Below are 11590 nucleotides of genomic sequence, written 5' to 3' on the forward strand. Positions count from 1 at the left end.
ATGTTTGGTCATATTATAATGATTTAAAGTATTTATACGTTTCTGCTACGCCGTCAATAAGCTTGACCTCGGGAGTCCATCCAAGTATTTTCTTTGCTTTTTTGTTATCCAGAACGTTTGCCAGAATATCGCCTTCCCTGAAAGGGCCGGGCACGGCAGGAGTGGTAAAATTCATCACTTTCTGAACAGCCTTATAAAGCTGATTCACGTCTGTGGGTGTGCCTGTACCTATGTTAAATTCATTATTATCGCCTTTTTTAAGCGCAAGTACGTTAGCTGCCGCAACATCGCCCACATATACATAATCCCTGACGCACTTGCCGCCTCCGAATATTACAGGCGCGGCTCCTGACATCATCTTTTTAATGAATATTGCCACAACACCGGCTTCGCCGTGAGGTACCTGGCGCGGCCCGTAAACGTTGCTGTACCGGACGATGGTATATTTCATTTTATGCTGTGCGGCAAAAAATTTAACATAAAGCTCTCCTGCCACCTTGCTTATACCGTAAGGGCTCTCTGCCGCGTAAGGGTGTGTTTCCGCCACAGGAAGTTTGGCAGGCGTTCCGTAAACAGTACCGCCGCTGGACACAAATATTATTTTTTTCACGCCCGCCTTTACCGCGCATTCCAGCATGTTGATAACGCCCATAACATTTATATCCGCGTCAAACGCCGGGTTCTTAACGGAATCCGGCACGCTTATCTGCGCCGCATGATGGCTTATGGCGTCAATTTTTTCTTTTTTCATGACACTGGTAAGTTTTTTGTCGCGTATGTCCATTTTATAAAACTTAATCCCTTTACTTACGTTTCTCATATTTCCCGCAAACATATTGTCCACAGATACCACTTTATGCCCCGCTTTTTTAAAAGCATCCGCGACATTGCTTCCTATAAATCCCGCCCCGCCCGTAACAAGTATGTTCATTTTGAATACCTCACTTTTTTATTTAATATGTACTATTTTTTGCTATAGAGACGCAACATGTTGCGTCTAAGAACTGCAAAACGAGACGCAATGTATTGCGTCTCTACGCTAAAGAGCAGAAAAAAACCAAACTAATACGCGCCTTTATGGTGGAACATTTCAAGGGCGGTTTTTATTATTATTTTAATATCAAACCACAGCGACCAGTTTTCAATATAATACAGGTCGTATTTTATTCTTTCTTCAAGCGATGTATTACCGCGCAGCCCGTTGGCCGCAGCCCAGCCTGTAATACCAGCCTTTACTTTATGCCTTTCAATATAACGCGGAATCTCATTTTTAAATTTTTCAACAAAGTGCGGGCGCTCCGGACGCGGCCCCACTATGCTCATCTCGCCTTTTAACACATTAATAAGCTGCGGAAGTTCGTCTATACTGGATTTTCTTAAAAACGTGCCTATCGCAGTACGCCTTTCGTCATTTTCTTTCGCCCACACAGGGCCGGTTTTTGTTTCAGCGCCTGTTTTCATCGACCTGAATTTATACATCCAGAATACTTTATTATCCCTGCCAACCCTGTCCTGCCTGTAAAACACAGGCCCCGGGGAACTTATTTTTATAAGTACGGCCACAACAACAAAAAGCGGCAAAAGGATAAGAAGCCCTATACCCGAAACAATTACATCCATTGCCCGTTTTATAACCCTGTTTACCCTTAAATTTAAAGGCAGCTCTTTAACCGTAAATACAGGTATCCCGTTAATCTCGCCATAATCAATATTTTTTGTAATTATTCCAAGGATGTCCGTCGCTATCATAAATTTCACATTTTCATTCGCCAGTATCGTATCCGCGATATCCCGCCTGTTGTAATCCGGAAGCCCCACAAAAACTTCATCAGGTTTTAATTTCTTTATTATTCTGTCAATTTCTTTCACCCTGCCAAGCACGTTCACATTCTTATATTTTTTTCCTTTTCTTAATTTATCCGTAACGCACCCTAATATTTTATAACCCATCTCCGGATGCCAGTTTATCCTTTCTATCATATTACCCGCTATATCCCCTGCGCCTACAATTAAAATCGTCTGTGTAAGATAGCCCTTTCTGTTAAGCGTGTTATAAATCCCCCTGAAAATAAGCCTCCATAAAAAAGCTGCCGCTATTCCCAGCCCCATACTGTAAAGCATAACAATCCTTGAATAAGATATTTCCCTTAAAAAGAAAGTAGCCGCAAGCATCACGCCATAAGCGCCCGCGGACGCGGCAAATACCGACGTAAGTTCGTCAAAACGCGACCGCCCCACCCTTAAAAAATACAACCCCGCGTAGTTAAAAGCTAAAACCACTATTACAGCTATAAAAGGAAGCGCCTGTATATAATGCATTAAAGGCGGAACCGAATGCCTTAGCGGAACCAGCTGCAGATAAAATCTTAAGTAATATGCCAGAAGAAAAGTTCCGCAGAAGCATATTACATCACCCGCAAGCAGAAGCATCTTTGCGAAAAAAAGCACCTTTTTTTTATCCATTACACATTAACCCCGTTATTCTTTAAAAATTTCCTTAAGTTCAGATCAAATTGCTCTCCGGAAAACCTTAACGCGTTTTCCCTTACTTTGTTAACATCATATATTTTACCGCGCATTATATCAAGTTTTTTGATAAAGTCTTCGGTTGTGCCGTCATAAAACTCCCCTGTTTCGCCGGGAATAATCACCTCTGTCGCCCCGCCCACATTATATGCCAGTACAGGGGCGCCGCACGCCTGCGCTTCCGCGTTAGTAATACCAAAATCCTCTTCACCCGGGAACAAAAACGCCTTGGTCCTTCGGTATGCGTCCTTTATTATATCTTTCGGAACCCTGCCCAGAAAGTGTATATTCTTGTTGCCGTCCGCCATCTTTTCAAGTTTTGTAAGCATAGGGCCGGTGCCTATTACTACAAGGTGTTCATCCGGCATTTTTAAAAACGCATTCACAAGAAAATCTATTTTTTTATACTCTGTAAGGGCTGATACCGCAAGGTAAAAATTCTCCCTTTTCTGCGCGGGGTTGACAGTATAGTACTGCGTGTCCACGGGCGGATAAATCACCGACGCTTGCGCGCTATAGTATTTCTCTATACGTTTTTTTACGTGGTTTGAATTGGCTATGTAATGGCTGACTCTGCCCGCTGTTTTCGCGTCCCATTTTCTAAGATAAGGCATTATTCCCGAAATAAGGGCGTACTTTACAGCTCCGTTTTTTTCTCTGGAAAAATAATTATCAAACTGATCCCATGCGTATCTCATAGGCGTGTGGCAGTAGCAGAAGTTTTTTATATCTTTTTTATGTTTCACGCTTTTTGCCACACAGTGGCTGGATGAAATGATAATGTCATAACCTTTTAAATTAAAACTTTCAATTGCCGCCGGAAAAAGCGGCAGAAAATTCCTGTAAGATTTAAAAACTCCCGGTATTTTCTGAAGAAAAGATGTGTGTATCTTATGTTTCTTAATCTTATCAGATACGGCGTCTCTGTCACAGACAAGGGTGAAAATATCCGCTTCGGGAAAAATATCCAGTATGGATTCCAGCACGGCTTCCCCGCCGCGCATCCCTGTAAGCCAGTCGTGTATTACGGCAGCCTTCATTTCTCACCGCTTTCAAGAAGTTTTGTTATTTCCGCAAATACTTTTTCCGCGGATATATTTTTCATGCAGATATTGTCTCTGCATTCAAGAAACTTTCTTTCATGGACGGTTTCCGGAATATAACACGGGGCGCATTTTTCCTTCTGCCAGATATTAACGCTGTACTTTCCCCTGACGCCGACAAGGTCAGATGACGACGGCCCAAAAAGCCCTATTGTTTTTACGCCAAGCGCCGCAGCCATATGCAGGGGGCCTGTATCACCTGCCACAAATATGTCCATTTTTGAAATTACATAAACCAGCTGTTTTAAATTACCGGTTTTTAAGAACTGAATATCCGGCCTTAATTTTATTATCTCTTCCGCCACATCGCTGTCTATTTCCCCGCCAAGAATATATGGCGTAATGTTCTTCAATTTAAGCATGTCTATTAATTCAGCAAAACGTGAAACAGGCCAGCGTTTAGTCACCATTACTGTTCCGGGATTTTTGCCGCCGCCCGGAAAAAGCCCTGCTTTTAATCCGCCGCTTAAATTGAAATTAAACCCGATATCTTCCGGCGCTTTAATATACGTGTGATTCTCTTTAACCGCAAAACCAGCGCCCTGCACTACAGATAAATATCTTAAAGCCTCATGCTGGGCGGGATTAAAAACAGTTTTATGGGTAAGAAACAAACCTTTATTATTCCAGTTAAAACCTGCACGGTATTTCGCGCCCAAAGCCGCAATAAAAATATTTGATTTTATATCCCTGTGAAAATTAATTATCATATCGTACTTTTCGCGCCTTAATACAGGAAGCACCTTCAGCATTTCCGGAAGCGATTGTGACCCTGTTACAATTTTCTTGTCCACATACGGTATCATGTCCACAAGGTCAGAGACCCATTTTATGCATAAAAAATGGACTTCACACCCCGCTTCTTTTAACGCGCGCAGGGAAGGTGTGGCCTGTATTATATCGCCTATGCAGCACAGTTTGACGACAAGAACCTTTTTTATCTGCTTTACGTCCATTTTTGCCCTCTTGCAAATATTTTATCTATAATTGCTGTCTTTCTATAAAAACACTATACGCAATCTTAAAACCAAGACGCACCATGGTGCGTCTCTACATTATTAAACACAAGTCATTAGAACATTCAAGTAACAATTATCAAACACATTAAAACCAGCCTTTTATCCTGTCCCAGACCATAGCCACCGTTATTAGTTCCATACACTTATGCCCTTCTTTATTATCACAGACGGTTTTTTCACAAGGACCGCATTCCACAGGAATGCTTATATCAGCCATGTTGGCTGCGGGTACCTTTGGCAGCCAGCGTTTATAATTCACCGTGTATCCGTAAATCACGCAGGTCTTTAATCCTGAATAAGCCGCAAAATACTGCGGCCCGGAATCATTCCCCGCAAATATACCGCATTGTTTTATAAGCGCTATAGTCACTCCCAGCGGAAGCACGCCTATGCAGTTGATTACATTTTCAGAAAATCGTATTTTTTCCGCGTGCTTTATATCATCTTTTCCGCCTATCACAAATATCTTTGTATTACCCGCGTCAGCAATATGCTGTATAAGCTGATTGAACTTTTCAAGCCCCCACATTTTGGAAGCCGCGCGTGTGAAAGGGTGCACTATTATACGCCTTGCCTGCGCCGCGCCGTTTTTATCTATTATCCGCGCCGCCGCGTCAATATCTGCCTGCGAGCAGTAAAAATCCATCCTTATGGTATCCTGCGCTTTTGCATCCAACAGCCTTAAATTTTTGTCAATCTCATGCATATCCCTGTCATATGGATACTCTTTATCCAGCATAAAACCGCCGCCGGCACATCCGTAGCCGTATATGCTGCCGGCATTAATCCGCACCAGATAATTAATGTTCCTTATGTCACCGCGCAGGTCATACGCTTTTTCAAATCCAAGTTTTCTCAGCCGCGCAGCCATATTTTCAAGCTCGCCGCCGCTTCTTTTTCTTTCGGGATAAAACCACGAACGTGAAAGTTCATGTACAACATCTATATCCGGATTATTCTTCAAAAGAAAAGCGCAGTCTTTAACGCACAGCGCGTGTATTTCATAACCGCTGTTTTGCCTTCTTAATTCAGAAAAAAACGGCAGCGTCTGAATCATATCCCCAAGCTGGTCAAGCCTTACCGCCAGAATTCTTTTATTCTTTCCTTTTTTTCTTACCTTTCCATAAAAATAAAAAAGGGCGGAACCCACAGCATCTATTACTGCCATAACCGCCCTTTTCCATCTTTTCTTAAAGACGTATTTTTTCATTTTACCTTTTTATTATTCTTTTTCTTTTTGCCGGCGGCGCCGGATTTTGATTCAAGCGCCAGTTTTATCACGTCATCCATCGTCCTTACAAAATGGAACTTAAGCCCTTCTTTTACATATACCGGAAGTTCATCATAATCTTTTTTATTGTAATCCGGCACCACAACCTCTTTTACCCCGTTTCTTAAAGCAGCAAGGGTCTTTTCTTTTAATCCGCCGATAGGAAGCACCCTTCCCCTAAGCGTAATTTCACCCGTCATAGCAAGATCCTGCCTTACCGGCCTTCCTGTAAAAGCCGAAATTAAAGCCGTAGCCATGGTGATACCGGCAGAAGGACCGTCCTTTGGAATCGCGCCTTCGGGAACATGAACGTGAATATCAGATTTGCCGAACACTTCTTCTTTTATTCCAAGGTATTTCGCGCGGGAACGGGTAAAACTTAACGCCGCCTGCGCTGATTCTTTCATTACATCGCCAAGTTTTCCCGTGAGCATAAGCCCGCCCTTGCCTTTAACCACGCTGACTTCAATTATCAGAACATCTCCTCCAAATTCAGTCCATGCAAGGCCGGTGGAAATTCCCACTCCGTTGACGTTTTTTGTGGGTACATCAAGAAACTTTGGAGCCCCAAGAAATTTCTGCATATTGCCGGGTTCTATTTTAATCTTTTTAAATTTTTTCGGGTCTGAAACTTTTTCTTTGGCTATCTTTCTGCACACAGTTTTTATTTCACGTTCTAAATTTCTTACGCCCGCTTCCCTGGTGTGGTTAAGCACAATAAACTTAAGGCCTTCTTCGGTAAAATCAGCGTCCTTATCAGTAAGGCCATGCTGTTTCATCTGTTTGGGGACAAGATATTTTTCGGCAATTTTGGTCTTTTCAATTGCGGTATAACTGTTTATTTCTATCACTTCCATCCTGTCCTGCAGGGGAAGCGGTATGCCGTAAAGCGTGTTGGCCGTTGTAATAAACATTACGTCAGACAGGTCAAATTCCGTATCCAGATAATGGTCCATAAAAGTGTTGTTCTGCTCCGGATCCAGAACTTCCAGCATTGCCGCCGCAGGGTCACCCCTGAAATCGGAACTCATCTTGTCTATTTCATCAAGAAGAAAGACCGGGTTTCTTGACTTTGCTTTCCTGATGGACTGCAGAATACGCCCCGGCATAGCGCCTATGTATGTACGCCTGTGCCCGCGGATTTCCGCTTCATCGCGCACTCCCCCAAGCGAGACACGCACAAAATTTCTTCCCTGCGCGCGCGCAATGGAACGCGCAAGCGATGTCTTGCCCACTCCCGGCGGGCCTACAAAACAAAGTATGGGTTCGTGAACGGTGCCTTTTACGTTTTTCTTTACCGCAAGGTATTCCACTATTCTTTCCTTGGGTTTTTCAAGGCCGTAGTGGTCTTCATCAAGTATCTTCTGCACTTCTTTTATGTCCAGTTTTTCCTTTGTCTTTGTCTTCCACGGAATCCCTATAAGCCAGTCAAGGTACGTCCTTATAACTGTCGCTTCCGCGGACATCGGCATCATTTTTTCCAGCCTGTCCAGTTCTTTTAACGCTTTCTCTTCCGCGTCTTTGGGCATTCCCGCTTTTACTATTTTTTCCTTTAATTCTTCATTTTCATTATAGGAATTATCGCCTTTTCCAAGTTCTTTCTGAATTGCTTTCAGCTGTTCTGACAGATAGTATTCACGCTGGCTTTTTTCAAGCTGGCTTTTTACCTTGCCCTGAATCTTTTTTTCTATTTCAAGTATTTCATTTTCCCTTTTTAAAATAACGGAAAGTTTATGCAGCCTTTGCGCGGGATCAAGGGTATTCAAAATGTCCTGCTTTTCCTCGTGCTTTAAAGCTATATGCGCGGACATTACATCCGCAAGCCGCCCCGGGCTTTCAATGTCCGCAACCGACATAATGGTTTCAGGCGGAATCTTTTTGTTCATCTTGACGTGTTTCTGAAATTCTTCCAGCGTAAGGCGCATAAGCGCCTCTGTTTCCTTGTTCACAGCGTTATCTTCATTTATCTCTTCTATCTCCACTTCAAAAAACGGTTCATCCATTGTGTATTCTTTTATCTTCACTCGGGTAAGGCCTTCCACCAGCACCCTTATGGCGCCGTCCGGAAGTTTTAATATCTGCAGTATTTCGGAAAGCGTTCCGGTCTCATAGATATCGCCTTTTCCCGGATCGTCAGTGCGCGCGTCTTTCTGCGCCACTAAAAGTATAATCCTGTCTTTTTCCATCGCCGCTTCAAGCGCTTTGATGGATTTTTCACGCCCCACAAAAAGCGGTATTACCATGTTAGGAAATATGACAAGGTCCCTTAATGCCAGCAAAGGCACTTTCTTGTCTTTTTTATCTTCTCCGCCCGGTATTTCGTTTTCTGCCATTTTACTTCTCCCCTATGCTGATTTTTCCCGTACTATCGCGTCAAGCCTGTCTTTCTTTCCGGTAACCACATCGCCGTCAATTATTACTTTTTTAATTCCCTTTGCCGACGGCACTTCATACATGATATCCAGCATTATATTTTCTATTATGGACCGCAATCCCCTTGCGCCAATTTCTTTTTTTATTGTTTCTTCAGCCACGGCCTGCGCCGCATCATCCGTAAAAATAAATTTTACCCCTTCAAGTTTAAGCATCTTTTCGTACTGCGAGATTATGGAATTTTTAGGCTCCTTTAAAACTTTCACAAGGTCATCTTTGTTCAGTTCGGATAAAGCCGCCACTACCGGCACCCTGCCGATAAATTCAGGAATTATTCCGAACTTAATAAGGTCAGACGGCAGTACCTGTGAAAGCATGCCGTATTTGGTGGTGTCGTGCTTTTCCCCGCCGTCCCTGCCGTAACCATAACTTTTTTTATTCACCCTTTTTCTTATGATTGAATCAAGCCCTACAAAAGCGCCGCCGCAAATAAACAGGATATTTTTTGTGTTTATCTTTAAAAATTCCTGGTGCGGATGTTTGCGCCCGCCTTTTGGCGGCACATTGGCAATTGTGCCTTCTATTATTTTCAGCAGCGCCTGCTGCACGCCTTCGCCGGAAACATCGCGCGTAACTGAAAGATTCTCTGATTTTTTTGCTATCTTGTCTATTTCATCAATGTAGACAATTCCGCGCTCTGCCTCTGCTATGTTAAAGTCGGCGTTTTCTATAAGCCTTAGCAGAATATTTTCAACGTCTTCTCCCACATACCCGGCCTCTGTTAAAGTGGTGGCATCCGCAATGGCAAACGGCACGTGTAAAATACGCGCCAGCGTTTCCGCCAATAAAGTTTTCCCGGAACCTGTAGGCCCCGCCATAAGGATGTTGCTTTTCTGAAGCTCCACCCCTTCGCCGCCGCCTTTGTATATCCTGTTGTAATGATTGTAAACCGATACAGCAAGTACCTTCTTTGCTTTTTCCTGCGAAATGACGTATTCGTCAAGATGCGCCTTTATCTCTTTTGGCGAAGGCAGCGACACAGGTTTATTATTGGCGCCGGCTTTGCTTCCATCAAATAATTTATTCAGCTGCGCGGCACAATCTTTGCAAAGAGCGCCGTCCCCGCCGGAAATTATTTTACCGCACTCTTTTTCGGTTCTTCCGCAGAACGAACACGTTATCATTATTTACCCGCCTTTTTATTCTGTCTTTCTTTCCATGACTTCATCCACAAGCCCGTACTCTTTTGCTTCCTGCGCGCTCATGTAATAATCCCTGTCCGTGTCTTTTTCTATCTTGCTTAATTTCTGTCCGGTATGTTTTGCCAGAATCTCGCTTAATCTTTTTTTGGTCTTTATTATTTCCTTGGCGTGAATTTCAATTTCTGACGCCTGCCCCTGAACACCGCCCAGCGGCTGGTGTATAAGCACCCTTGCATTGGGAAGCGCATAACGCTTGCCTGTGGCGCCGGCCGTTAAGAGCACGGCGCCCATGCTTGCCGCCTGCCCCACGCATATTGTGGAAACCGGCGCTTTTATAAACTGCATCGTGTCGTAAATAGCAAGGCCGGCAGTAACCACGCCGCCCGGGCTGTTTATGTATATGGAAATTTCTTTTTTACTGTCTTCGCCTTCCAGAAAAAGCATCTGTGCAATAATAAGGTTTGCCACGTCATCATCAATAGGCGTACCAAGAAAGATAATTCTTTCTTTTAACAGCCTTGAATAAATATCAAACGCGCGTTCTCCCCTGTCGCTCTGTTCAACCACCATTGGTATAAGGCTCATTGCTTCTGCCCCCTTTTTTACGGCTGCCATATTACTTGGCTCCCGAAATTTCAAACATTTTGTCCAGAACCCTGTCTTCCGTCAGCTTCGCCCTTAAAGAATCCCAGTTTTCCTGAGCCTTTGCCTGCTTTATCATGGCTTCCGGATCCTGTTTAATATCAGCAGCGATTTTTCTTATTTCCGCTTCCACATCCGCGTCGCTTACTTCAATTTTTTCTTTTTCCGCTATCTTCTGAAGAATGTACATAACCCTTATATTTTCTTCAGCCTGCTTCTTATTGCGGCTTCTGAAATCCTCTTTGGTAATTCCCATCTTTTCCATGGAAATTCCCTGCTGCTTCATGGAATTTTCATAGCGGGACACTATGTTATCAAGTTCCTGTTCCACAAGCCCTTCAGGTACGTCAAACTTATTCTGTTCCGCAAGTTTCTTTAAAACCTCTCCCGTATTATGCTGGCGTACATCAGACTGCGCGCGCTTTTCAAGTTCAGTTTTTAACGCGGCCTTTAATTCATCCGCCGTCTGCATTCCCGCCATATTTTTGGCAAAATCATCATTGAATTCAGGAAGTTCAAGGACCTTTATGGCATTTACTTTCACTTTAAACGCGGCGCTTTTACCCGCGTATCTTTTGTTAAAATAATCAGCCGGGAAAACAAAAGAGATATCTTTTTCTTCTCCAAGCTTCATTCCCTTAATGCCGTCTTCAAGTTCCTTTAAAAATCCGCCGGCGCCAATCTGAATAAGATGGGATTCCGTGGTAAGCGAAGCGTCAGCTTTATTATCAACAAACGCGGACATTGAAACGTCGGCAAAATCTCCCTCTTCCACTTTGTCTTTTTCCACCTGTTTTAACGTGCCGCGGTACTGCCTGATTCGTTTAATTTCTTTTTCAACATCTTCTTCTTTTACTCCGTTAAATTTCTTAACATCAATTTTCACCTTACCGTAATCAGCAAGGTCAAATTCCGGATTTACTTCCACAATAACCTTAAATTCAACTTCATCTTTTTCCGGCGTTGTATATTTTACGTCAGAAAGCGCCGGGTATGTGACAATGTGAAGATTCAGTTCTTTCATCACATTCTGATACGCTGAAGGAACCACTTCTTTAATTACTTCTTCATGTATTTTATCCATGTAGCGTGATTTTATCATTTCTTCCGGCGCTTTACCCTTGCGGAAACCTTCCACAACAGCGTTCTGTTTGAAACTGTTAAACACTTTACCGTATGTCTCTTTTACTGTATCTTTGTCCACATTAACTTCAACCACTTTCCTGCACTTGCCCTCATCTTTAACTTTCCAATTCATTACGTATTTCCTCCTTGTATTTGAAACAATTAACATTGTTTCTGGTATCAAACTTATACACGCTCAACGCGTCAGCGTGAAGCGGGCGTACTCATATAAGAACTTTTTGTTTCGCTCTGTGCAAATATTTGTTCTTTGCGGAGAACGATCCGCAATTAAACACTTCAGAGATGCACGCGCTTCGCTCTGTGCAAATA

9 protein-coding genes are annotated in these 11590 nt (G+C 43.2%); all 9 read right to left on the reverse strand.

Annotation, left to right across the window (positions count from 1 at the left end; all coding sequences use genetic code 11):
* Positions 1–13: 13 nt before the first annotated feature.
* The 9 genes from JXR81_10330 to tig all read right to left on the reverse strand — a co-directional run bounded on the left by JXR81_10330 (position 14) and on the right by tig (position 11393).
* A complete protein-coding gene (locus tag JXR81_10330; protein MBN2755237.1) occupies positions 14–931 on the reverse strand; it encodes an NAD-dependent epimerase/dehydratase family protein in 918 nt (305 codons plus the stop codon).
* Positions 932–1062: 131 nt separating this feature from the next.
* The gene (locus JXR81_10335) at positions 1063–2463 is read right to left on the reverse strand and encodes an undecaprenyl-phosphate glucose phosphotransferase (GenBank protein ID MBN2755238.1); all 1401 of its coding nucleotides are present in this window, start codon (positions 2461–2463) and stop codon (positions 1063–1065) included.
* A complete protein-coding gene (locus JXR81_10340; protein ID MBN2755239.1) occupies positions 2463–3566 on the reverse strand; it encodes a glycosyltransferase in 1104 nt (367 codons plus the stop codon). Before JXR81_10340 ends, JXR81_10335 begins: the two co-directional genes overlap by 1 nt.
* Positions 3563–4585: a glycosyltransferase family 9 protein gene (locus tag JXR81_10345; GenBank protein MBN2755240.1), complete on the reverse strand. Its 1023-nt coding sequence runs from the start codon at positions 4583–4585 to the stop codon at positions 3563–3565. The genes JXR81_10340 and JXR81_10345 overlap by 4 nt, the downstream gene beginning before the upstream one ends.
* Positions 4586–4733: 148 nt before the next feature.
* Positions 4734–5858 (reverse strand): glycosyltransferase family 9 protein, encoded by a 1125-nt coding sequence (locus tag JXR81_10350; GenBank protein ID MBN2755241.1) that lies wholly within the window; start codon positions 5856–5858, stop codon positions 4734–4736.
* Positions 5855–8251, reverse strand: coding sequence for an endopeptidase La (gene lon, locus JXR81_10355; GenBank protein ID MBN2755242.1), 2397 nt, complete (start codon positions 8249–8251; stop codon positions 5855–5857). The genes JXR81_10350 and lon overlap by 4 nt, the downstream gene beginning before the upstream one ends.
* A gap of 12 nt (positions 8252–8263) precedes the next feature.
* Positions 8264–9475 (reverse strand): ATP-dependent Clp protease ATP-binding subunit ClpX, encoded by a 1212-nt coding sequence (clpX, locus tag JXR81_10360; protein ID MBN2755243.1) that lies wholly within the window; start codon positions 9473–9475, stop codon positions 8264–8266.
* A 15-nt stretch (positions 9476–9490) separates the two neighbouring features.
* On the reverse strand, positions 9491–10078 hold the full coding sequence (clpP, locus tag JXR81_10365; GenBank protein ID MBN2755244.1) for an ATP-dependent Clp endopeptidase proteolytic subunit ClpP: 588 nt from the start codon (positions 10076–10078) through the stop codon (positions 9491–9493).
* A gap of 31 nt (positions 10079–10109) precedes the next feature.
* Positions 10110–11393 (reverse strand): trigger factor, encoded by a 1284-nt coding sequence (gene tig, locus JXR81_10370; GenBank protein MBN2755245.1) that lies wholly within the window; start codon positions 11391–11393, stop codon positions 10110–10112.
* Positions 11394–11590 lie beyond the last annotated feature (197 nt).

The organism is Candidatus Goldiibacteriota bacterium (assembly GCA_016937715.1).
Lineage (GTDB): Bacteria > Oederibacteriota > PGYV01 > PGYV01 > PGYV01 > PGYV01.

Bases quoted from the DNA above. Each gene is read 5' to 3' on its own strand.
- JXR81_10330 (MBN2755237.1), bottom strand. From the start codon at position 931: ATGAACATACTTGTTACGGGCGGGGCGGGATTTATAGGAAGCAATGTC.
- JXR81_10335 (MBN2755238.1), bottom strand. From the start codon at position 2,463: ATGGATAAAAAAAAGGTGCTTTTTTTCGCAAAGATGCTTCTGCTTGCG.
- JXR81_10340 (MBN2755239.1), bottom strand. From the start codon at position 3,566: ATGAAGGCTGCCGTAATACACGACTGGCTTACAGGGATGCGCGGCGGG.
- JXR81_10345 (MBN2755240.1), bottom strand. From the start codon at position 4,585: ATGGACGTAAAGCAGATAAAAAAGGTTCTTGTCGTCAAACTGTGCTGC.
- JXR81_10350 (MBN2755241.1), bottom strand. From the start codon at position 5,858: ATGAAAAAATACGTCTTTAAGAAAAGATGGAAAAGGGCGGTTATGGCA.
- lon (MBN2755242.1), bottom strand. From the start codon at position 8,251: ATGGCAGAAAACGAAATACCGGGCGGAGAAGATAAAAAAGACAAGAAA.
- clpX (MBN2755243.1), bottom strand. From the start codon at position 9,475: ATGATAACGTGTTCGTTCTGCGGAAGAACCGAAAAAGAGTGCGGTAAA.
- clpP (MBN2755244.1), bottom strand. From the start codon at position 10,078: ATGAGCCTTATACCAATGGTGGTTGAACAGAGCGACAGGGGAGAACGC.
- tig (MBN2755245.1), bottom strand. From the start codon at position 11,393: ATGAATTGGAAAGTTAAAGATGAGGGCAAGTGCAGGAAAGTGGTTGAA.